Source organism: Delftia sp. NA_296.1 (assembly GCF_052692095.1).
Map to the genome: position 1 here is coordinate 364,689 of NZ_JBQZGF010000001.1, position 22,602 is coordinate 387,290.

General features: G+C 66.1%; 18 protein-coding genes. 12 read left to right on the top strand and 6 right to left on the bottom strand.

Annotation, left to right across the window (positions count from 1 at the left end; all coding sequences use genetic code 11):
• The first annotated feature begins 360 nt into the window (after positions 1-360).
• From ACUTR7_RS01850 to ACUTR7_RS01865, 4 genes are all read left to right on the top strand, one after another.
• A complete protein-coding gene (locus tag ACUTR7_RS01850) occupies positions 361-843 on the top strand; it encodes an Hcp family type VI secretion system effector (RefSeq protein ID WP_013802370.1) in 483 nt (160 codons plus the stop codon).
• A gap of 813 nt (positions 844-1,656) precedes the next feature.
• Positions 1,657-2,394: a GntR family transcriptional regulator gene (locus ACUTR7_RS01855; protein WP_013802371.1), complete on the top strand. Its 738-nt coding sequence runs from the start codon at positions 1,657-1,659 to the stop codon at positions 2,392-2,394.
• A 223-nt stretch (positions 2,395-2,617) separates the two neighbouring features.
• Entirely contained in the window at positions 2,618-3,445 is an 828-nt protein-coding gene (gene fliD, locus ACUTR7_RS01860) for a flagellar filament capping protein FliD (protein ID WP_099733585.1), read from the top strand.
• Between the two features lie 41 nt (positions 3,446-3,486).
• Entirely contained in the window at positions 3,487-5,274 is a 1,788-nt protein-coding gene (locus ACUTR7_RS01865) for a methyl-accepting chemotaxis protein (protein ID WP_445607964.1), read from the top strand.
• Between the two features lie 46 nt (positions 5,275-5,320).
• Here the strand turns inward: ACUTR7_RS01865 and ACUTR7_RS01870 are convergent, their stop codons facing one another.
• Positions 5,321-5,728, bottom strand: coding sequence for a hypothetical protein (locus ACUTR7_RS01870; RefSeq protein ID WP_097202334.1), 408 nt, complete (start codon positions 5,726-5,728; stop codon positions 5,321-5,323).
• Positions 5,729-5,834: 106 nt separating this feature from the next.
• On the bottom strand, positions 5,835-6,224 hold the full coding sequence (locus tag ACUTR7_RS01875; protein ID WP_034393838.1) for a hypothetical protein: 390 nt from the start codon (positions 6,222-6,224) through the stop codon (positions 5,835-5,837).
• A 217-nt stretch (positions 6,225-6,441) separates the two neighbouring features.
• Here ACUTR7_RS01875 and ACUTR7_RS01880 point away from each other — a divergent pair, with 217 nt between their 5' ends.
• Genes ACUTR7_RS01880 through ACUTR7_RS01895 form a run of 4 tightly spaced genes read left to right on the top strand, consistent with a single transcriptional unit; the run spans position 6,442 to position 12,674 of the window.
• Complete coding sequence (locus ACUTR7_RS01880; RefSeq protein ID WP_445607965.1) at positions 6,442-10,002, top strand: response regulator; 3,561 nt, start codon at positions 6,442-6,444, stop codon at positions 10,000-10,002.
• Between the two features lie 39 nt (positions 10,003-10,041).
• Positions 10,042-10,881: a CheR family methyltransferase gene (locus tag ACUTR7_RS01885; protein WP_012205655.1), complete on the top strand. Its 840-nt coding sequence runs from the start codon at positions 10,042-10,044 to the stop codon at positions 10,879-10,881.
• Positions 10,881-11,495: a chemotaxis protein CheB gene (locus ACUTR7_RS01890; protein ID WP_034393833.1), complete on the top strand. Its 615-nt coding sequence runs from the start codon at positions 10,881-10,883 to the stop codon at positions 11,493-11,495. Before ACUTR7_RS01885 ends, ACUTR7_RS01890 begins: the two co-directional genes overlap by 1 nt.
• Positions 11,496-11,543: 48 nt before the next feature.
• A complete protein-coding gene (locus ACUTR7_RS01895; RefSeq protein WP_313238594.1) occupies positions 11,544-12,674 on the top strand; it encodes a hybrid sensor histidine kinase/response regulator in 1,131 nt (376 codons plus the stop codon).
• A 56-nt stretch (positions 12,675-12,730) separates the two neighbouring features.
• Here ACUTR7_RS01895 and ACUTR7_RS01900 read toward each other — a convergent pair whose 3' ends face one another.
• The 4 genes from ACUTR7_RS01900 to ACUTR7_RS01915 all read right to left on the bottom strand — a co-directional run bounded on the left by ACUTR7_RS01900 (position 12,731) and on the right by ACUTR7_RS01915 (position 17,921).
• The gene (locus ACUTR7_RS01900; protein WP_012205652.1) at positions 12,731-13,099 is read right to left on the bottom strand and encodes a response regulator; all 369 of its coding nucleotides are present in this window, start codon (positions 13,097-13,099) and stop codon (positions 12,731-12,733) included.
• A 184-nt stretch (positions 13,100-13,283) separates the two neighbouring features.
• Complete coding sequence (locus ACUTR7_RS01905) at positions 13,284-14,099, bottom strand: metallophosphoesterase family protein (RefSeq protein ID WP_445607966.1); 816 nt, start codon at positions 14,097-14,099, stop codon at positions 13,284-13,286.
• Positions 14,100-14,122: 23 nt separating this feature from the next.
• Positions 14,123-15,130 carry a diacylglycerol/lipid kinase family protein gene (locus tag ACUTR7_RS01910; RefSeq protein ID WP_445607967.1) on the bottom strand — a complete coding sequence of 336 codons (1,008 nt, stop codon included), beginning with the start codon at positions 15,128-15,130 and terminating at the stop codon, positions 14,123-14,125.
• A gap of 157 nt (positions 15,131-15,287) precedes the next feature.
• The gene (locus tag ACUTR7_RS01915) at positions 15,288-17,921 is read right to left on the bottom strand and encodes a bifunctional diguanylate cyclase/phosphodiesterase (protein WP_445607968.1); all 2,634 of its coding nucleotides are present in this window, start codon (positions 17,919-17,921) and stop codon (positions 15,288-15,290) included.
• Positions 17,922-18,361: 440 nt separating this feature from the next.
• On the opposite strand from ACUTR7_RS01915, the gene ACUTR7_RS01920 reads away from it, so the two are divergent.
• The 4 genes from ACUTR7_RS01920 (at position 18,362) to ACUTR7_RS01935 (ending at position 22,519) form a co-directional block, all read left to right on the top strand.
• The gene (locus ACUTR7_RS01920; RefSeq protein WP_445607969.1) at positions 18,362-18,850 is read left to right on the top strand and encodes a YjfI family protein; all 489 of its coding nucleotides are present in this window, start codon (positions 18,362-18,364) and stop codon (positions 18,848-18,850) included.
• Positions 18,851-18,891: 41 nt separating this feature from the next.
• The gene (locus tag ACUTR7_RS01925) at positions 18,892-19,602 is read left to right on the top strand and encodes a PspA/IM30 family protein (protein ID WP_012205647.1); all 711 of its coding nucleotides are present in this window, start codon (positions 18,892-18,894) and stop codon (positions 19,600-19,602) included.
• Between the two features lie 74 nt (positions 19,603-19,676).
• Positions 19,677-20,345: a hypothetical protein gene (locus tag ACUTR7_RS01930; protein ID WP_013802385.1), complete on the top strand. Its 669-nt coding sequence runs from the start codon at positions 19,677-19,679 to the stop codon at positions 20,343-20,345.
• A gap of 98 nt (positions 20,346-20,443) precedes the next feature.
• Positions 20,444-22,519, top strand: coding sequence for a hypothetical protein (locus ACUTR7_RS01935; protein WP_012205645.1), 2,076 nt, complete (start codon positions 20,444-20,446; stop codon positions 22,517-22,519).
• Positions 22,520-22,602: the final 83 nt, after the last annotated feature.

The window sequence follows — 22,602 nt, forward strand, 5'->3', positions numbered from 1 at the left end:
TTCCGCAAAAAGCCATGACACGAATCGAATGGATATGAGGTGGATACATTTTTTTTCAGATGTATCCGCCGTAACAATTCAGTCTGCTCAATTGTTTGTATTTTGCCGGCCTTATCCACTATCATCGCGGCTCCAACAAAGGAGGGCGGTTCACGACAGTGAGGATTGCAGGCGATTGTCAATACATTCCTTGACCATCCAGGGTATGCGCCGCACTGATCTGAATCACGTGTTAAGTGAATCGGTTTCGTGCGCTCTACCCGAGAGTGGTTTCCCCTTTGTTCGCGTGTGAACCATCCGATGCAATCAGGCTATTGGGTTGCATGCGAACGTTTAATCCATTAGTTCGAGAGGTGTGCAATGTCCGTTGATATGTTCATGAAGGTCGAGGGCGCCAGTGGCGAGTCCCAGGATTCCAACCACAAGGGCTGGACCGACATCGACTCCTTCACCTGGGGTGCTACCCAGCCCAACACCATGTCCAGCGGGGGCGGTGCCGGCGCCGGCAAGGTGAGCTTCCATGACCTGAACGTCATCGCCAAGGTGGACAAGTGCTACCCCGCCGTGCTCAAGCACTGCGCCACGGGCAAGCACCTGGGCCAGGTCGACATCTCGCTGTGCAAGGCCGGCGGCTCGCAGATCGAGTTCACCAAGATCACCCTGACCGACGTCATGGTGACGAACGTGACCGTCAGCGGCGCCAACTCCTCTGACACCGTGACCGTGAACTACTCGTTCCAGGCTGCCAAGGTCAAGACCCAGTACTGGGAACAGACCAACCAGGGCGGCAAGGGCGCCGAGAGCCAGATGGGCTTCAACATCAAGGAAAACCGCGAAGCCTGAGCTTCCTCCCGCAGCTGTGCTGCTGCGGCAACCCGCGTCGGACGCGTCTGGCGCGGGTGTTGCCGTGGAAGTGCGGGAATATGGCCTCCATCTATCGATGGAGGCTTTTCAGTATGGAAAGCCGAAATCGGGCTGTTGAAGGAATATCGGAGAGACGTGCCTTGAGGCCGCGTGGGTAACCGCGTGCCTGGCTGGTTTTTGTGTCATTTTTTTGACGTGGGCCAGCTTTCCATTCCTGTCAAAAGCTGAATGTCGTCAGGCTTGTCAATCTTTGACAAACACAAAAACCCATGGCCGCGGGCATGGGGAATCGACTTGCTCGCTGCACTATCAATGTGCAGAAAATTTCTGATAAAAATGGATTGCCGTGGATATGCGCAGGATTACCGCGCGTGGGTTCCTGTGTCTATTGATCAGGCACATTGAATGCCTGGTGCCGGGCCTGCGAACCGTTGTGGTGCGTTTGGCCCGTACTGCGGCGAGTGGCGGAGCATACACGAACATCGGACGTTGTCGAGAATATTTTTGCCGGTCCAATTATTAAAACGCAATTCGTTTCTTTAATAAATTCCACTGCCAACTTGTGTACAAGAAAGAGTACTAAATGCGTGAATGGACCATTGCCCATTGCCGGCGTGCAAATCCGTCAGAGAGATTGCAGCAGCAATCGGCGTATACCCTGTCACCGGCTGCAAATCTGCACGGTGCCGAAGGCATGGCTTCGCACTTTTCCACCGCCTTGCGCCGGGTCCTGGCTGGACTTTGCTGTCGCCAACGGCAGGGGTGGTGTTCTCCAACCGGCATGGCAGTCGCATGAGCATCGCGGTTGCCTCCCCGCCCGTGTGCGAGACGCGCCAGGGGCCTGCAAGCAGCGCGCACTCGCTGGCCGCGCAGATCTACGCTTGCCTGAAGAACGACATCTTCGACTTCCGCCTGCTGCCCGGCGACCGCTTCAGCGAGGGCGAAATCGCCACGCGCATGCAGGTCAGCCGCACGCCTGTGCGCCAGGCGCTGTTCTGGTTGCAGCGCGATGGCTATGTCGATGTGCATTTCAAGAGCGGGTGGCAGATCAAGGCCTTCGACTTCAAGTACTTCGAGGATCTCTATGAGGTGCGAACCCTGATGGAGACCAGCGCCGTGGCCAGCCTGGTGGGCGAATCGCTGAAGTCATTGCAGCCGTTGCGCGAAGTCTGGTGCGTGCCCGAGGAGCAGCGCGAGACCGACCCCGCCGTGGTGGCCTCGCTGGACGAGGCCTTCCATACCGGCCTGGTGGCTGCAACCGGCAACCAGGAGATGGCGCGCATCCACCTGGACATCACCGAGCGCATCCGCATCATCCGGCGCCTGGATGTCATCAAGCTGCCGCGCGTCTCGGCAACCTATGACGACCATGCCGCCATCCTCGCGGCCATCGAGGCTGGCGATGCGGCGCGGGCCCAGTCCTGCCTGAGGGAGCACATCGCCGACAGCCGGGCCGAGGTCAAGCGCATCACGTTCTACATGCTGCAAACGGCGCGCGAGCGCTATGGCGCCCTGACGCAGATGGCCTGAGGGCCGCAATGTGTTGGTGGAGGGCCTCTTCGGAGGCCCTTTTTCATGGCCGGGCCGCTGCGGGAAGGCGGCGGACATCCGTTCCGGCGCAGCAAAGCCTGCAAGTCGTGGGCAAGGGGCCTGCTTTTCCCCGCATCGCTGCGGCGGCGTCCCGGTAGTCTTCCTGCCAAACCGTGGACGGGCCTCGCGCCCGCGCCATCTGCCAACTCACAGGGAAGAGAACATGAGCATCAGAACCGACAACCTGAATGTGCAAAGCCTGCTGGCCCGCGCCCAATCGAAGCTCAACAGCACGACGCAGGCGGCTTCGGATTCGGCCGGCAAGAAGAGCGCTGCGGAGACCAGCGCCACCAAGACGGACAGCACCAAGACGGAGACCACCGAAGCGGAGAAGGTCCGCAAGCTGGCGCCGTCGCTGACCAAGGCGCACGAGCGTATTGCGGCCCAGGCCCAGGCGGGATCGACCTCGCTGTCGGCGTTGGGGCAGTTCAAGTCATCCCTGGTGGACCTGGCCTCGGCGGGCAAGGATGTGGCCGCGCTCTCGGCCACCAGCACCACCCAGTCGGTGCAAGGCGCGCTGGAAAAGCTGGTGGCGCGCTATAACTCCAGCGTTGCCAAGGGCAGCGTGAGCGCGGCGGCCGGTTCTTCCACCGATGTGGGGGCCACCCGCGCCCTGCGCGAGTTGCGCTCGGCCATCATGAGTGTCACGGGCAGCGCGACTGCGCCCAGCCTGGGCAAGCTCGGCATCGTCCAGCGCCAGGACGGCACGCTGGCGGTGGATGCCAAGGCCCTGGAAAAGTCCATGGCCGCCGATGCCGCCGGCGTGACCTCGGCCCTGGCCGGCATTGGCAAGGCGGTGGAGAGCAGCGCCAACTCTGCGCTGTCCACGGGCAGCCGCCTCAGCTCGTCCATGGCCAGTCTGGGTGACCGGGTCAAGACGCTGCAGCAGCAGCAAAGTGCGGTGGTTGCCACGGCCGAGAAGCTGGGCGACTCCCTGGTCGGTTCGGCCAACTGGAACCGCATGGTGCTGGACGCCTACCTCAAGAACTGATTTCAGCAGCATCCCCGCCCTGCATCCTGCTCCCGGAAAACATGAAAAACCTGCGCATCGGCCTCCGTCTCGGAGGCGGCTTCACCATTCTTTTGCTGATCATGCTGTTGATCAGTGTCACCAGCATCGTCAGCATGGGGCACATGGCCCGCTCGACCACGGAAATCACCGAGGTGGCCCTGGCCAAGGAGCGGATGATCAGCGACTGGTTCCGCAACATCCACTCGGGCTCGCGCCGGACCACGGCCATTGCCAAGAGCAGCGATCCTTCGCTGGCCACCTTCTTTGCCGAAGACGCGGCCGAGTCCTCGCGCCAGTCGGGCAAGCTGCAGGACCGCATCGAGCCGCTGCTGCAGACGCAGGAAGAAAAGGACATCTGGGTCGAGATCAAGAAGGCGCGCGCCGGCTACCTGGCGGGCCGCGACGTGGTGACCAAGGCCAAGGCCGAAGGCCGTGCAGAAGATGCCGAGCGCCTGTTCACCCAGGAGTACCAGCCCGCCACGCAGCGCTATATAGAGATCGTGCAGCGCCTGCTGGACATGCAGCGCGCCGCCATAGACAGCTCCGCCGGTGAAGTGCAGGTGCGCTTTTCTGCCAGCCGCGCCACCATCATCGCCGTGGTGTCCCTGGCGGTGGTGCTGGGCGCGCTGGCCGCATGGTGGATCACGCGCGGCATCACCGTGCCGCTGGCCGAAGCCCTGCGCGTGGCGCGCACCGTGGCCAACAACGACCTGACCAGCCGCATCACCGTTGATTCGCGCGACGAAACCGGCCAGTTGCTGCAGGCGCTGCGCCAGATGAACGACAACCTGGCCCAGGTCGTGGGGCAGGTGCGCTCGGGGGCGGACAGCATCGCCACGGCTTCGGGCGAGATCGATGCGGGCAACCAGGACCTTTCCTCGCGCACCGAGCAACAGGCCAGCTCGCTGGAGCAGACGGCTGCCGCCATGGAGGAGCTGACCAGCACGGTCAAGCAGAACGCCGAGAACGCACGCCAGGCCAATCAGCTGGCCGCTTCGGCATCGCAGACTGCGGTGCAGGGCGGCAAGGTGGTGGCGGGCGTGGTGGACACCATGGGCGGCATCAGCGAGTCCAGCCGCAAGATCGCCGACATCATCGGCGTCATCGACTCCATTGCCTTCCAGACCAACATTCTTGCGCTGAACGCTGCCGTGGAAGCGGCACGTGCCGGTGAGCAGGGCCGTGGCTTTGCCGTGGTGGCGGGCGAGGTGCGTGCGCTGGCCCAGCGCAGCGCCTCGGCGGCCAAGGACATCAAGGACCTGATTGCAGACTCCGTGTCCAAGGTGGACGCGGGCACGCGCCAGGTGGCCGAGGCCGGCCGCACCATGGACGGCATCGTGCAAAGCGTGCAGCAGGTCAGCGACCTGGTGGCCGAGATCACGGCCGCCAGCCAGGAGCAAAGCAGCGGCATCAACCAGGTGCACCAGGCGATTTCGCAAATGGACACGGTGACCCAGCAGAATGCCGCGCTGGTCGAGGAAGCAGCAGCTGCGACCGGCTCGCTCAAATCCCAGGTGAATCAGCTGGCGGCCGCTGTGAGTGTGTTCCGTATCGACGGCGTGGCGCCGGCCCGTGCAGGGACGGGAGCAGCTTCGTCTTCAGTACCTGCCGCGCGCGCGCCTTCTGCGGCAGCGCCCATGCGCCCTGTGGCCCGACCGCTGGCCGCATCCGCCCCCGCTGCTGGCACTGCACCCGCTGCTGCCCCACGCAGCGCATCTGCCGCCCCAGCGCCCGCCGCAAAGCTGCCTGCCGCCAAGCAGACCGTGGCGGCCAAGGGCAATGACGACGGGGACTGGACTTCGTTCTGAGTCCGTCCGGCTACGGTTGAGTTCTGCCGGGTTTGGCCGAGTTCAGCTACTTGGGGGCGCCCAGTTGGTACTTGGAGCCCTCGCCCTGGCCATCGGTGATGGCGGCGGCCTGGCCGGCGGCAGGGTTCACGCCGCCGGCATCTTCCTTGTTCGTGGCTCCTGAGCCGCTTGCGGGCTCCGATGCCTTGGCGGGCAGGGGCGCGGCTGGCGGCAAGGGCTCGTGCGGATCCCCCTTGGCATGGGGCATGACCTGCTCGGCCATGATCACGGGCTGGCCCAGCAGGGGCTTGTCCGGCGGGGGCTGGTTGAAGCGCGGCACTTCGGCCATGGGAAATCCCGCGCGCGTTGACGAGGTCTCGCCCGAGCAGGCGGCCAGCGTCAGCAAAGAGGTTGCGGCGACGCCCAGGGCCAGCCGTCTGGCGAGTGTCGTGGCCTGCACAAATTCATGGGGCATGGTTGTTCTCCGATGTCGATCTTCCGGCCGACATGCTCCCATGTGTCCAGGACTGGTGGCGTAGGTCCATGCCGGATTCCCGGTGACAGGCCACCGCAATCCTTGCTCAGGGCTGGCTGCCGCTGGCCTTCCACGATCCATCGGACTGCTTGCAGAACCAGAAACGCCAGTTTTCCGAGGTCTTTTTCAGGCGCACGTCGGCCGACAGCAGGCGGCAGCTTCCGGCCGAGCCGGTCTGCACGGTCTGCTGCGGCTGCAAGGCCATCGTCACGCGCTGGTTGGTACGGTTCGGGCGGCTGGTCCATTCGGTCACGGAGCCGTCGGCGGCCTCGTTGAGCACCTTGGCCACGGTGGCCTTTGCGTCGGGCAGGTCCCTGGCGGGAATGCGTGCGGCGATGGTGTCGTTGAGGAAGATCAACGCTGCGGCATTGGCGCTGGTGGACACCAGCGAAGCGGCGGCGGCCAGCGATGCGACGGTGAGGGCAAAGGTTTTCATGCAATGGTTCCTGGAGTGTGGGCCGACGACCGCAGCGGGATGTCGGAAGGAAGGTATCGGGCCATGTTAACGGCTGCCGTGGTGGCGCCGCGCGTCGCGCACCGCTGAAACCAGCGCGGACTGTGGCCGAGTGTGGTCGAGTGCTGCCGAGGGCCGCGCAAAACCGTTACAGTCCCTGGCGGATTCCTTCGTCCATTTCCGCCAGAAATTCCACTGCATGCCACGATCTTCCAGCCACCAGACCACCCAGCGCTTTGCCATTCCATGGACGCTTGTTGCAGGCTTTGGTGCAGCGGCCCTGGCCACCCTGGTCATCGCCTTCGTCAATTTCCGGGCGTCCGAGGCGCGGGGCCAGGCCGTGAATGCCATGGACCGCACGACGCTGGCCATGCGCCAGCTCAGCCAGCTCAATGCCTCGCTCAAGGATGCCGAAACCGGGCAGCGGGGCTTTCTGCTGACGGGTGACCAGGCCTATTTGCAGCCCTACCAGCAGGCGCGCGATGTGCTGCAAAAGCAGCTGGAGGCGCTCAAGGCGCGCACGTCCAGCGACTCCGTGCAGCACCGGCTGCTGGACCAGATCGAGGACATCTCGACCCAGAAGCTGCGCGAGCTGCAGGAAACCATAGACTTGCGCAAGGCCGGCGACCTGGACGCCGCCATGGCCCTGGTGCGCCTGGACGTGGGCAAGAACGCCATGGACCGGCTGCGCGAGCTGATCGATGATCTCTACACCCGCCAGACCCGTGAGCTGGAGCAGCGCCGCCAGCTGTGGGTGGAGGCATCCACCACCTCGACGTACTACTCCTGGGGCGGCTCCCTCATCTTGCTGGGCCTGATCCTGGCATCGGCCGCGCTGACGGTGCGCGAGTACCGCGTCAAGGCGCGCCAGTCGTGGGTGACGTCCGGTCTGTCCGGCCTGGGCCAGCAGTTGCAGGGCGACCGCCGGCTGGAAGACCTGGGCCAGAAGGCACTGGAATACCTGGCCACCTACCTGCGCGCCGAGGTGGGCGCCGGCTATGTGGTGGACTGCGCCGACGGCGGTCTGCGCCTGTTCGGCGGCTATGCCTTGCCGCGCGAGCGCCTGCAGCACAAGCTGCTGCCCGGCGAGGGCCTGGCGGGCCAGGCGGTCACCTCGCGCAAGCTGCTGCATGTCAGGGACGTGCCTGCGCAGCACCTGCCGATTTCCTCGGGCACCGGCCAGTCCAGCCCGTTGCAGCTGATGGTGGCGCCCGCCATGGAGAACGGCGAAGTGTTCGCCGTCATCGAACTGGGCTTTCTGCGCGGGGTGAGCGAGGCAGAGCGCAGCCTGCTGGAGCGGGCGTCCGAAATGCTGGCCGTGGCCATCCGCTCGGGCCTGGACCGTTCGCGCCTTGAGACCTTGCTGGAAGAAACGCGCCGCCAGTCGGAAGAGCTGCAGGCCCAGCAGGAAGAGCTGCGCGTGAGCAACGAGGAGCTGGAGCAGCAAAGCCGCATCCTGCAGGAGTCGCAGACGCAGATGGAGCACCAGCAAAGCGAGCTGGAGCAGACCAATGCCCATCTGGAGGAGCAGACCCAGCAGCTGGAGTACCAGCGCGAGCAACTGCTGCGCGCCCAGGGTGCGCTGACCGACAAGGCGCACGAACTGGAACTGGCCAGCCAGTACAAGAGCGAGTTCCTGGCCAACATGAGCCACGAGCTGCGCACGCCGCTGAATTCCACGCTGATCCTCGCCAAGCTGCTGGCCGACAACAAGCCCGGCAACCTGCAGGCCGATCAGGTCAAGTACGCACAGACCATTCATGCGGCGGGCAGCGACCTGCTGGCGCTGATCAACGACATCCTGGACCTGTCCAAGATCGAGGCCGGCCAGGTCAGCGTCCTGGTGGAGCCCATGACCATCGCCACCGCCTTGCAGGCGCTGATGGAGCCGCTACGCCCCATCGCCCGCGAAAAAGGCCTGGAGCTGACATGGACGGTGGACCCCGGCGTGCCGGCCTCCATGCAGACCGACCCCATGCGGCTGGCCCAGGTGCTCAAGAACCTGCTGTCCAACGCGCTCAAGTTCACGGCCAAGGGCTCGGTCGGCCTGCAGGTGTCCCGCGTGCCCGGGGGCATGCTGGCGTTTGCCGTGCGCGATACCGGCATCGGCATTGCCGAGCAGCAGCAGCAATTCATCTTCGATGCCTTCCGCCAGGCGGACGGCAGCACGCATCGCAAGTTTGGCGGAACGGGCCTGGGCCTGTCGATCTCACGTGACCTTGCCGGGCTGCTGGGCGGCACGCTGACCGTCTCCAGCACGCCGGGGCAGGGCAGCGTGTTCACGCTGACCGTGCCTGTGATCCTGGAGCTGGTGGAGCCTGGCCAGGCCTTGGCTGCCGCGCCGCTGCCCCGCCCGGCGCGGGAATCGCTGGCGAATGCGCAGACGCAGACGCAGACGCAGACACAGACACAGACGCAGGTGCCGGTGTCATCGCCCGCGTCCGTGCCCGCCGTCGCCTCGGCCCATGTCGCGCCGGCTGCGCCCGCGTTCGCGCCGGCCATGTCGCCAGCCATGTCTGCGCCGATGTTGCCTACTTCGTCCGCCGCGAATGCCCTGCGAAAGAGCGGGCAGAGCGGGCGCCGCATCCTCGTCATCGAGGACGATCTGCGCTTTGCCGACATTCTTTCCGAGCTCGCGCGCGAGATGGATTTCGAATGCGATGTGGCCAACACCGCGTCCGACGGCCTGGCCATGGCGGCCAGCAACCAGCCCAACGCCATCGTGCTGGACATCAACCTGCCCGATTTCTCGGGCCTGGGCGTGCTGGACCAGCTCAAGCGCAACCCCGTCACGCGCCACATTCCCGTGCACGTGGTCTCGGTGGCCGACTATTCGCAGGAGGCCATGGGACGCGGCGCCGTGGGCTACGCGCTCAAGCCCGTCAAGCGCGAGGAACTGGTCCATGCCCTGAAGCGGCTGGAGGCCAAGTTCACCCAGGACCTGCGCCGCGTGCTGGTGGTGGAGGACGACGAGCGCCAGCGCGAGAGCGTGCGCCACCTGCTCAGCCGCAGCGATGTGGACATCGTCTGCGCGGGCACGGCGGCGGCGGCGCTGGAGCATCTGCGCGGCGCCACCTTCGACTGCATGGTGATGGACCTGAACCTGCCCGACATCAGCGGCTACGAGCTGCTGCAGCGCATGACGGACCAGGACGATGTTTCCTTCCCGCCTGTCATCGTCTACACGGGCCGCGCGCTCTCGCGCGATGAAGAGCAGCAGCTGCGGCGCTTTTCCAAGTCCATCATCATCAAGGACGCGCGCTCGCCCGAGCGCCTGCTCGACGAGGTCACGCTGTTCCTGCACCAGGTGGAGTCCGAGCTGTCGGCCGAGCACCGCCAGATGCTGCAGGTGGCGCGCAGCCGCGAGTCGGCGCTGGAAGGGCGCACGGTGCTGGTGGTGGAGGACGATGTGCGCAATGTGTTCGCGCTGTCCAGCATCCTGGAGCCCACGGGCATCCGCGTGGAGATCGCGCGCAACGGGCGCGAGGCGCTGGAAACCCTGGAAGCGCGGGGCACGGCGCAGGCCGGCATCGACCTGGTCCTGATGGACATCATGATGCCCGAGATGGACGGCTACACCGCCATGCGCGAGATCCGCAACCGCCCGCAATGGCGCCGCCTGCCCATCATCGCCCTGACTGCCAAGGCCATGAAGGACGATCAGGAGAAATGCCTGGCCGCCGGTGCCAACGACTACATCGCCAAGCCGCTGGACGTGGAGAAGCTGCTGTCGCTGGTGCGGGTGTGGATGCCCAAGTAGCAAGGAGGACGCGATGCCGCAGCTGAATAGGAGGACGCGATGCCTCAGCTGAAAAAAGCCCGCACCGCCGACATCGAGCAGCGCCTGCTGATCGACGCCATCTACCACCGCTACCACTACGACTTCCGGGGCTACGCCCAGGCCTCGCTCAAGCGGCGCTTGCAGTCGGCCCTGGTGCAGTTCGACTGCAAGACGCTGTCGCAGCTGCAGGACCGTGTGCTGCACGATACAAGCGTGTTCCCGGCCCTGCTCGAGTACCTCACGGTCCAGGTCAGCGACATGTTCCGCGACCCGACCTACTTCCGCTCGCTGCGCACCGAGGTCGTGCCGCTGCTGCGCACCTATCCCTCGCTCAAGGTCTGGGTGGCCGGCTGCAGCGCGGGCGAAGAGGTGTATTCGCTGGCCATCCTGCTGCATGAAGAGGGCCTGCTGGACCGCACCCTGATCTACGCCACCGACATCAATCCCCATGCGCTGAAGGCGGCAGAGCAGGGCGTGTTCGACATGGCGCGCGTGGCAGCATTCACCGACAACCATGCGCGCTCGGGCGGGCACAGCTCGCTGTCGCACTACTACACGGCGCGCTATGGCCGTGTGGTCTTCGACAAGGGGCTGCGCGAGCACATGGTGTTCTCCGACCACAGCCTGGCCACCGACAGCGTGTTCGCCGAGATGCATCTGGTGTCCTGCCGTAACGTGCTGATATATTTCGAGCGCGAGCTGCAGGACCGGGCGCTGGGCCTGTTCCGCGATGCGCTGTGCCATCGCGGGTTCCTGGGCCTGGGCTCCAAGGAGTCGCTGCGGTTTTCAGGACATTCGGAGGCCTTCGAGGACTTCGTGCTCGAAGACCGCATCTACCGCAAGAGGGCCGGGCTGTGATGCCCGCGACCACGAACACACCCGCCTCGGACGCCGCCACAGCCTACGAGGCCATCGTGATCGGCGGCTCGGCCGGCGCGCTTGATGCGCTGTCCGTGGTGCTGCCCACGCTGCCCGCCAGCCTGCGCGCTTCGGTGCTGGTGGTACTGCACCTGCCGCGCGACCGGCGCAGCCTGCTGGGCCAGCTTTTTGGGCCGCGCTGCGCCCTGCCGGTGCGCGAGGTGCAGGACCAGCAATGGCTGGAGCCGGGCTGCCTGTACTTTGCGCCGGCCGACTACCACCTGCTGGTGGACAGCGGGCCCAGGCTGGCGCTGTCGCTGGATGCGCCCTGGCATTTTTCGCGGCCCTCGATCGATGTGCTGTTCGAGTCGGCTGCCGACTGCTATGGCGAGCGCCTGCTGGCCGTGCTGCTGTCCGGCGCCAACGAGGATGGCGCCCAGGGCATGGCCAGCGTGCACGCGGCCGGCGGCCTGGCCGTGGTGCAGTCGCCAGACAGTGCCGCAATGCAGACCATGCCGCGGGCGGCCCTGGCCCGCGTGCCACAGGCCCAGGTGCTGGCGCCGCAGGGCATTGCCGCGCTCATCGCATCGCTGCACGGCCAGGGGAGGCTTTGAATGTCCATTCAGCGCGCTCCCACCAGACAAAATACCGAGAGAGAATCCATGTCCCAAACAGATCGCGTCAAATGCCTGATCGTCGATGACATTGCCGAGAATCTGATCGCCATCGAAGCGCTGCTGCAGCGCGACGGCATCGAGTTCCTCAAGGCGCATTCCGGCCCCGAGGCGCTGGAGCTTTTGCTCGACCATGGCGATGTGGCGCTGGCCCTGCTGGACGTGCAGATGCCCGAGATGAACGGCTTCGAGCTGGCCGAGCTGATACGCGGCAGCGAGCGCACGCGCCACATCCCGCTCATCTTCATGACGGCCGGCTCGCGCGAGCACAACTGGCAATTCCGCGGCTATGAAAGCGGCGCCGTGGACTTTCTGTACAAGCCCATCGACCCGCACATGCTGACCACCAAGGCCAACGTGTTCTTCGAGCTGCACCAGCGCAAGCAGGCGCTGGCTCAGCAGCTGCAGGAGCGCACCGAGGCGCTGCGCATCAACGAGATGTTCATGGCCGTGCTCAGCCACGACCTGCGCACGCCGCTGCAGTCCATCAAGGCGGCGGCCACTGTGCTCACGCGCCAGCCCGATCCCGGCAAGGTGGCCAACATGGCCGAGCGCATGCTCAGCAGCAGCCAGCGCATGTCGCGCATGATCGAGGATCTGCTGGACGTGACCCGCATCCGCCAGGCAGAAGGCCTGCCGCTGTCGCCTCAGCCGGCCAGCCTGCAGACGTTGCTGCAGCGCACGCTGCAGGAGGTGGAGACGGGCTTCCCGGAACGGCGCCTGGAAAGCGAGATGCTGGGCAATCTGGAAGGCATCTGGGATGGCGAACGCCTGTGCCAGGTGCTGACCAACCTGCTGGGCAATGCCATGCACCACGGAGATCCCGCGCAGCCGGTGCAGGTGACGGCCGATGGCCGCCAGGGCGATCGCGTGTCCATCACGGTGCGCAACGGCGGCACCATTCCCGCGGAACTGCTGCCCACGCTGTTCAACCCGTTTCGCGGTGGTGAACGCCGACCCGGCCAGCACCAGGGACTGGGTCTGGGGCTGTTCATTGCGCACCAGATCGTGCGTTCGCACGGCGGGCGCATCGATGTGCGCTCCGCCGACGGAGTGACCAGCTTCAGGGTGGAATTGCCGCGCGAGGCGGCGGTGGGAGGCTCCAAGGCCGTGCTGTGACGGCGGGAGTCGGGGGGCGCCGGGGGGGCGCCGGGGCGCGCGAAAGCGCGAACGCTTCAGTGGGCGGGGTTGCCGAGCGCTTCCTGGATGGAGTCCAGCAGCGTCTCCAGGTCCTCGATCTCGAAGGGCTTGAGCAGGGTCCGCACATGGGGGCCCCAGGCCGTGGGGTAGGGGCCCAGGTCGTAGCCGGAGCACAGGATGATCCAGCGCTGGGCATCGGCCTCCAGCAGCTGCCGCGCCAGGTCGGTGCCTGACAGGCCGGGCAGGCTGACATCGGAAACCACCACGTCGAAAGGCTGGGCCGCATCCAGTTCCAGGGCCTGCTCGGCGGTGGCGCAACTGGTCACGAAGCGCGATTCGCTCTCCATCAGCAGGCCAATGGTTTCGCGCAGGTCGGCATTGTCTTCAACGTACAGGATTCGCATATCTCTTTGTTGCAGTGCATCATGCTGCTATCAAAAAGGCAGCATTGACGAGGGCTGATCATCCACACCCTCGGGCGGCCATCGCGTAGGACAGCATGCAAACTTTTCTGCCGCCGCCTGCGTGGAGCCGAGGTTGTGGATTGTGCAATACAACGAAGAACGCCAGAACAAGGTTTGCGCGCGTTCAGCGGGTGGAGGCCTGCGGCGGGTCCAGAACATGCTTTTGCACGGGCAGGAATTCATCCGCCTGCCGTGAATAGTCCCAGCGCGTGAGCTCGCGGCGCCGGGCCAGGTCCTGTCCAGCCGAGTCCTCTTGCTGCTCCAGCGTGAAAAGGCTGTTGGGCGCATGCGCGCGCAGCCGCAGCGATACCGCAGTGCCCGCCTGCGCCGCCCACAGCCCCGGCAGCGGCTGGACCAGGCCGGGGTCATGTCCATGGCCTGACAGCACCAACTGCGCTCCGGCGTCGCGCCAGGCCGCCAGGGCCGTCGCTGCGCGGTGCGGGCGGTGGCTGCGGTCCTGCGCATGGGCGGCTGCCAGCGGGTGGTGGCCGACCACAATGCGCCAGTCGCCGGGGCTGGCCTGCGCCAGCCTTTGGGCCACCTGCCGAATCTGGCTGGCCGACAGGCTGCCGCGCTGGTGGCGCCACCAGCGCGTGGTGTCCACGCCAATCACGCAAAAGCCCTGCTCTGCGCACCAGGGCTGCAGTTCGTCGCTGATCCAGCGGGCGTAGCGATCATGGGCATGGCCGCCCAGCCGCTCCCACCAGGCAAGCAACGGCAGATCGTGGTTGCCCGGCACAACCAGGCGGCGCGGTACGGGAAGCGCATCGAGAAACTCGCGCGCCTGGGCAAACTGCGCGGCCGTGGCACGCTGGGTCAGGTCGCCGGAGACCACCAGCAGCGCCACGGGCAGACGTGCGGCCAGTCTTGCCGCGGCGGCGCACACGGCCGGATCGTGGGCGCCGAAATGCAGGTCCGACATATGCATGAGCAAAGCCATGGGCGTTCCTTGTCCCTTGATGATCAGGAGGAGGGAGCGGCCTCACCCGGCACGACCAGCCACAGCGGCTTCTCGCCCAGGCGAAAACGAATGGGCGGCGCCATCCATTCGCGCTCGCCATCAAAGGCCACCTTCAGGCGCCGCGGGCGCCGGCCTGCGGGCTCTGCCACCAGCTCGGTGCAGGCCAGGCTGGCCACGGCATCGTCCTGCGCCAGCCTTCCCAAGACGGCATTCCAGACCACGCGCGCCGGGGCCTCGCTGGCCTGCGGCAGCAGCAGCACGGCGGCCAGGTGCTGGCCGTCGGCCACGGCGCGGGCTTCGGCAATGCCCACGCGCTCCAGTTGCATCGGGTTGTTGCCCACGAACAGTGTGCTGGCCAGGTGCTCCTGCTGCTGCAGCGGCGCCTGGCGGTCGGCGCGCAGGGCGATGCGCCAGCGGCGTGCGCTGCCACCGCGAAGAATGCTCCAGATCGAGGCCGCAATGGCCACCAGCCGCGTGCGGCCAAAACGTGTGGACGCGCGTTCGCGTTCGTCCAGCAGGCGCGGGTACAGGCCCAGGCTGGCGTTCACCAGGAACAGCCGTTCGTTGACCAGGCCCACGTTCACGGGCCGCATCTGGCCGGCCTGCAATGCCTGAAGAATGTCCTGCACGGCCTGGGCAGGCTCCAGCGACAGCGCCTGCTCGCGGGCGAAGTAGTTGAAGGTGCCCAGCGGAACCACGCCCATGGGCACGCCCCGCGCCCAGGCTGCGGCGGCCACCGCATTGATGGTGCCGTCACCGCCGGCGGCCACGACCAGGCCGCCATCCTGGCTGGCCCTGTCCACGGCGCGGGCGGCCAGGTGCACGATGTCGGCGCGTGCGCCAGGCACATGCCACTGAACGCTGCGCTGCTGCAGCGCGGGCACGCTGGTGAGGCGGGCGCGCAGCTGTTCCAGGTCGGCGCCTGGGCGCAGCGGCACGATCAGGTGGATGGGGCCGGCGGGGTCCAGACGGGGCGGGGGCGGCTGGCTCTCGGAATAGGTGGGCGTCATGGAAGGCGGGAGGCTGGAACAGGCGCCGATTGTTTCGTGGATTGCACCTGCATGTGCACCGGATCATGCAAGCGGCACACGTCAGCCAAAGCCGACAGGCAGGGCCCCACAAGGCAGCAGCGGCTCACCAGCGACTCCCTGGTGGCCCACTGGTGGCTCACTCGGGCCAGGGAGAGCGGTACTCCAGCATCTGCGCCAGCGGCACCGGCCGCTCGAACAGATAGCCCTGTGCATGCTCGCAGCCCAGGGCATGCAGCAGCCTGGCCTGGGCCTGCTCCTCCACGCCTTCGGCCACGACCTTGACGCCAAAGCCCTGGGCGATGCGCAGCACGGCGGTCACGATGGACTTGTCGGATTCGGACTCCGGCAACTGGCCGACGAAGCTCTGGTCGATCTTGATGCAGTCAAAGCGCAGGCGGCTGAGATAGGCCAGGGAGGAGTAGCCGGTGCCGAAGTCGTCAATGGCAATCTTCACGCCCAGCGCGCGGATGGCGGCAATGCGCTGCAGCGTGGCGTCGCTGTCGTCCAGCAGCATGGACTCCGTCAGCTCCAGGGTCAGCAACCGGGCGGGCAGGCCGCTGGTGGCCAGTGCCTGCTCCAGCGTGGAGGCGAAGTCGGACTGGATGAGCTCGCGTGCCGACATGTTGACGTGCAGCTCGAAGTCAGCAGGCAGCCGGGGCAGGTGGGAGGCGATGTCGTGCGCCGCCGTGCGCAGCACCCATTCGCCCACGCTCAGGATCAGGTCCGACTCCTCGGCCACCGGAATGAAGACGCCGGGCGGCACCATGCCGCGCGTCGGGCTGTTCCAGCGCACCAGGGCCTCGGCGCCGACCATGCTGCCCGTGGCCAGGTCCACCACGGGCTGGTAGAACACGCGCAGCTCGTTGCGCTCCACCGCCTGGCGCAGCTCCATGGCCAGCTGCGTGCGGCCCAGCATTTTCTGCGCCAGGCTGGGCTCGAACAGCAGGAAGGGGTGCGAGCCGCGCTGCGCCTCACCCAGCGCAATGCTGGCGTTGCGCAGCCACTCGGGCAGCGCGCCCGGCAGCAGCTCGCCGCTGACGGCGCCCGCGCAGGCGCGCAGCACGATGTCGTCCTTGCCCACGGAAAATGGCTGGTCGAAGATTTCCAGCAGATGGCGGCATTTGTCCTGCATCTGCTGCGGCGTGCAGTCATGCAGCCACAGCATGGCGAACTCGTTGCTGGCCGTGCGCGCCAGCAGGGCAGGAAACTGCAGATGGTGGTTGCGCAGCCGCTCGGCCACGGCCCGCAGCAACTGCTCGCCCGTGCCGTGGCCCACATCGTCGCGGACGCTGCGGAAATTCTGCAGCTCCAGCAGGCACAGCGCTGCAGGGCAGGGCGTGTTGGCGGCTGCCGCCGCATCGGCCTGCTCGATCAGGCCGGCGCGCGTGAGCAGCTGCGTCAGGCTGTCGTACTGCAGCAGGGTGCGCATGTGCTCGAACGATTCCTGCAGCCGCTGCGCCATGTTGTGGAAGGCCGAAACCAGGGACGATGTCTCGACCAGGGACGTATCCGGCAGCGCCCCTACCGCGCTCCAGTCGCCCTTGGCCAGGCGGTTGGCCGCATCGGCCGTCACCGCCAGGGGGCGCAGCGCCCGGCGCAGGCACCACACGCCCAGCCCCAGTCCCAGCAAGGCCAGGCCGAAAGCGAGGACCAGCGCATGGCGGCTGTCCGCCCGCATGCTGCTGACCAGATCGGATTCGGGCTGCAGCACCAGGATCCGCCAGTCGATGCCGCGTGCATCGTGGAAGGCGGTGACCTGGCCGTGGTAGATCTGCCCCTGCTCCTTGAAGCTCAGGTTGATGGTGTTCTCGGGGCCCGCTGGCGCCGATGAATCCGCGCTCAGATGGGGAGGCAACAGGGCGGCCAGGCTGCGCAGCGCAAGATCGGGGCTTTCGGACAGCCGCAGGCGCACGGGCGGGTCATAGGGGCCTTCACGCCGCTTCAGCACCGACAGCTCGGACGAGTGCGCCACCATGTAGCCCTGTGCGTCGACCACGGCGATATGGCCATTGCCACGCAAGGGCTCGTCGCGCAGAAAGCGGTTCATGCTGCTCAGCCGCACATCGGCAGCCACCACGCCGGCCAGCTGGCCGGACACCCGCACTGAAGTGGATGCGGAAATCGTGGTATCGCCGCGGTCGCCAGTCACCGTGTAGATGGGCGACCAGTGCGGGCCGTCTTTGTGGATGGCAGGCTGGTACCAGGGGCGCACGCGGGGGTCGTAGCCGGCAAGGCTGGACATGGGTGGGCCGGGCTCCAGCCCCTCGAAGATCTGCAGGGCGCCCTGGGTGCTGCGGTCCTGAAGAATCAGGCGGTAGCGGCCATCAGGCTCCAGCCGCACCCCCGTGTATTCACCTTGTGCGCCGCCAAAGCTCAACAGGCTGATCTGGTGGTGCTGGGCATACAGCTCGGTGAATGAGCGTGTCAGATAGCCATAGATGGGACGCAGGTCGCCGGGGGTGTAGAGCGCCTGCCGGGCCACGGTCTCGGCCAGGGCCTGCTGCACGCGCAGCGGGGTCTCCAGGTAATCGGCCAATTGGTGGCGCGTGGTGGTGGACAGGGAGTCGAGCAGCCGCAGGCTTTCGCGGTTGATGAGTTGGTCCACCTGGCGCTGCTGCCATGCCGCCAATAGCCCGGCCGTGACCACGAACACCGCTATGAAGGGGGCTGTGACTGCCGTGCGAAGTGAGAGCCTGAAGGCGGGCATGCAGAGGTTTCCGTAGCGTGCGCCGGGCAGCCAAGGGCCGGATCTGCCTGCGACAGCGGCCATTGTGCAGTGCCTTCGCAGCCCTGCGCCGCCGCCGCCGCAGTCCGCGCCTGGGCGCTCCCGTGGTTGATAGGAAAAATTGTTGATAAATGGTTTTCGGTAGAAAAAATGAATTCTTGATGGCGATTTGCCAGAACGCAAAGGCGGGCCGTGGCCTGCGCAAAGCCGGCCATTGCGCCACTCGGTTTACATATCCGTTTACAAATTGATCGCCATTACATGTAGACATCACATGTAATGGCCGCTATGGTATCCGCATGGAACAAAAGACATCAGCCCATTACCAGCGCCTGCACCGGCAACGGCTGCGCGAACAGGGGCTGGTGAAAAAGGAGGTCTGGATTCTTCCAGAGTACGGCGCGGCATTGCAGCAATTGGAAAAGCAAATGCGCGTGCCGGGATTGCAACCGGAATCAATGGTTCTCATCCACCAGGAGGGCGGCATGGACAACAGCAGACAGGCATATCGGGATATTCACGCCTTGGCGGGCGATCTGCAGCAATCGGCACTGGTGCAGGGCGGCCGGCTCCATATCGAGGTGCTGGAAGGCGCAGACGCAAGTTTGCTGGTCAGCCTGCCCGAATTCGGCGATCTGCCCGTGCATGTGGCGCTCTCGGGCGACCAATTGGTGGTGGAGGCCTTTCTGTGGCCCGCCGACCAGGTGCACGACCGCGCCGGTCTCAACGAGCAGATGCTGCGCCTGCAAAAACTGTTTCCCTTCACCACGATGGCGCTGGAACCCCAGGCCCACGGCGGCGAGGGCTATGTGATGTTCGCCGCCCTGCACGCCAGCAGCAGCGAGGGCGACATCATTGCCGAGATCCTGACCCTGGCCGACAGCGTCATCCAGGCCACCGAGGCACTGGCCCACTACCTGACGCCGGTACCCGCACCCGCATCCGCATCCGCATCCGCCCCCGTGCAGGCCTGACGCCCCGCCCGTTGAAGACACTGAGCCCCTAGGAGATCATCATGACCATCTGGAACAAGCTGGTGACAGCGTTGCGCGGCGCCGCCCACGAGGCCGGCGAGGCGGTGACCGACAGCCAGGCCCTGCGCATCCTGGACCAGGAAATCCGCGATGCCGACAGCGACCTGAACAAGTCCAAGGAAGCGCTGGCCGACATCATGGCCAAGCAAAAGCTGGCGGCCGGCAAGCTCAAGCAGACCCAGGAACGCATTGCCGAGTACGAGGGCTATGCCGTCAAGGCGCTGGACACCAGCGACGAGGCGCTGGCGCTGGAAGTGGCCGGCAAGGTCTCCGTGCTGGAGACACAGCGCGACGAGGAGCAATCCCAGCTGGACGCCTACACGCAAAGCGTGGAGCAGCTGCGCGTGGCCATACAGACGGCGCAAACGCATATCAAGCGCCTCAAGCAGCAGGCCGACACGGTCAAGGCCACGGAAAGCGTGCAGCGCGCCCAGGCCACGGTGGCCGGCCGCTACGCAGGCTCGCAGACGCGCGTGCAAAGCGCGCTGGATTCTCTGGAGCGCATCAAGCAAAAGCAGGCCGAGCGCGGTGCGCGCATGGAAAGTGCGGCCGAGCTGGCGCGCGACAGCAGCGAAGATGCGCTGGATGCCAAGCTGCGCGCTGCCGGCATCACGCCCCAGGCGGGCAATGCGCAGTCGGTGCTGGAACGCCTGAAGGCGCAGCGCGCCGCAACTGGCGGAAAAAACGCTTGATGCGCGGCCGTTGTCCAGGCAGGCACTGCCAGGCCTGCCGCCTTGGCTGCCGGATTTGAGGGGAGGGGAAAAACATGTCTGCGTTCCTGCAATACGCGTTTGGCTTTCCGACTTTCATCTTTGGCGCCTTGCTGCTGTTCATGCTGCTGTACTGGCTGATCGCCATGCTGGGCCTGCTGGAGGTGGACTCGCTGGACCACTGGGTGCTGTTCGACGGCAGCGACCATGCGCACGGCGTGGAGCATTCGGTCAGCGCGCTGGCCGGGCTGCTGCTCAAGGTGGGGCTGGGCGGCATTCCGCTCACGGTCATCCTCACCGCGCTCTTCCTGATGTCCTGGCTGGCCTCGTATGTGCTGTGCCATTTCGTGCCCATGCCCCAGGGCTGGACCCTGGTGAACCTGCTGACCGGCTCCCTGGTGGCTGCGGCAGCCATGGTGCTGGGCTTTGCCGCCACCGTGCTGCTGCTGCGCCCGCTGCGGGGCATCGTCAACAAGGTGGCGCCAGCAGAGGAGCCCAAGGTGCTGCTGGGCCGAACCGGCCTGGTGCGCAGCGCCGTGGTGGACGGCACGCAGGGCTACGGCAGTGTCGAGGACGGCGGCGCGGGCCTGAACGTGCAGATGCGCTCGCCCGAGCGCGCATTGGGCCGGGGCACCGAGATCGTGCTCATCGAGCACCTGCCCGAGCACAACGCCTGGCGCGTGGTCAGCAAGGCCGAGTTCGACGGCACCGAGCTGCCGCGCTAGTTCCGGGATTCCCACAAGGCCCGAGTGTCCGTTCGGCGGGCGCGGCCTTTCCGTTTTTTCAGCGTTTTCACAGATAGCAATTCACAGGGGAGATTCGCATGAACATGAGCAACATGGAGTGGTACATCGTCGCCGGGGTGGTGATCGGTTCCGTCTTCGTCGTCATCCTCGGGCTGTTCGCCCTGGTCAAGGCCTTCTACATCAAGGTTCCGCAGGGCACGGCGCTGATCATCAACGACACCACGTCGCAGCCCAAGGTCAAGTTCACGGGCGGCCTGGTGCTGCCGGTGATCCACAAGAAGGAGTTCATGCAGATCTCGCTGCTGACGCTGGAGATCGACCGGCGCGGCAAGGAAGGCCTGATCTGCCGCGACAACATGCGCGCCGACATCACCGTGGCCTTTTACCTGCGCGTCAATGAAACGGCGGAAGACGTGCTCAAGGTGGCCAAGGCCATCGGCGTGGACCGGGCCTCGGACAAGACGGCCGTCAACGAGCTGTTCAACGCCAAGTTCTCCGAGGCGCTCAAGACCGTGGGCAAGCAGATCGAGTTCGTCAAGCTGTTCGAGAACCGCCAGGATTTCCGTGACCAGATCATCCATGTCATCGGCAACGACCTCAACGGCTATGTGCTGGAAGACGTGGCCATCGACTACCTGGAGCAGACGCCCAAGTCCTCGCTGGACCCCAACAACATCCTGGACGCCGAGGGCATCCGCAAGATTACCGAGCTGACGGCCAACCAGAACATCGTCACCAACGAGCTCGAGCGCAACTCCGACCTGGCCATCACCAAGAAGAACGTGGAGACCAAGGAAGCCATGCTGGCGCTGGAGCGCCAGCAGGCCGATGCCGAGGCGCGCCAAAAGCGCGAGATCGCCACCATCCAGGCCCGCGAGCAGGCCGAAACCCAGAAGGTGCAGGAAGAAGAGCGCCTGAAGGCCGAGCAGGCGCGCATCCAGACCCAGGAGCAACTGGACATCCGCGAGGAAAACCGCCAGCGCGAAGTGGCCGTGGCCCAGCAAAACCGTGAGCGTGCCGTGGTGATCGAGGTCGAGAAGGTCACGCGCGCCAAGGAGCTGGAGATCGTGGCCCGCCAGCGCGAGGTGGAGCTGCAGCGCATCGAGAAGGAAAAGGCCATCGAGGTCGAGAAGGCCAACATCGCCAACGTGGTGCGCGAGCGCGTGGTGGTGGAGAAGTCCGTGGCCCAGGAAGAGGAACGCATCAAGGAAGTGCGCGTGGTCTCCGAGGCCGAGCGCATGAAGCAGGTCACCGTGCTGACCGCCCAGGCCCAGGCCGAGGAAGACATGGTGCGCCAGGTCAAGAAGGCCGAGGCCGAAGAGGCTTCCTCGCGCCACAAGGCCGTGGAAGTCACGACCATGGCCCAGGCCGAGCTGGAAGCGGCCAGCAAGACCGCTGAAGCCAAGAAGAAGCTGGCCGAGGCCATCGAGGTCGAGCGCGCCGCGCCCGGCCTGGCCGATGCCAAGGTGCGCGAAGTCACCGCCGCCGCCCTGGAAAAGGAAGGCCTGGCCCAGGCCCGCGTGATTGCCGAGAAGCTGATGGCCGAAGCCAAGGGCCATCAGGAAAAGGGCCTGGCCGAGGCGCGCGTCATCGAGGCCACGGCCGACGCCAACGAAAAGCAGGGCCTGGCCGATGCCAAGGTGCTGGAAGAACGCCTGCTGGCCCAGGCGCGCGGCGAAGCCCAGGTGGGCGCCACCAAGGCCACGGTCACGCGCGACGTGGGCATGTCCGAGGCCGATGTGCTGCGCGACAAGCTCTTCGCCGAAGCCAAGGGCCTGACCGAGAAGTTCACCGCGCTGGCCTCGCTGTCCGACCAGGCGCGCTCGCATGAGGAGTTCCGCATGCAGCTGGAGAAGAACTTCGAGCAGGCGCTGGCCGCCATCGAAGCCAACAAGAGCGTGGCCAAGGACCAGTCCGAGGTGCTGTCGGCCGCGCTCAGCAAGGCCAACATCGACATCGTGGGCGGCGAGGGCGCCTTCTTCGACAACTTCGCCAAGGCGCTGTCCGTGGGCAAGGCCGTGGAAGGCGTGGCGGGCAAGAGCCCCATCGTGCAGGACCTGATCAGCAAGTTCCTCAGCGGCAAGGGCGGCGCATCGCTGCTGAACGCGCTGGGCGACGGCAAGGGCCTGCCGCCCACGCAGAGGGTCGACTGAACGGGGCGGCCGCCCGGCCGCTCCCTCCACCGGCTGCCCAGCCTCCCGCATCCGCCTTCCTCCGCCCGCCTGCCTGCCAGTCA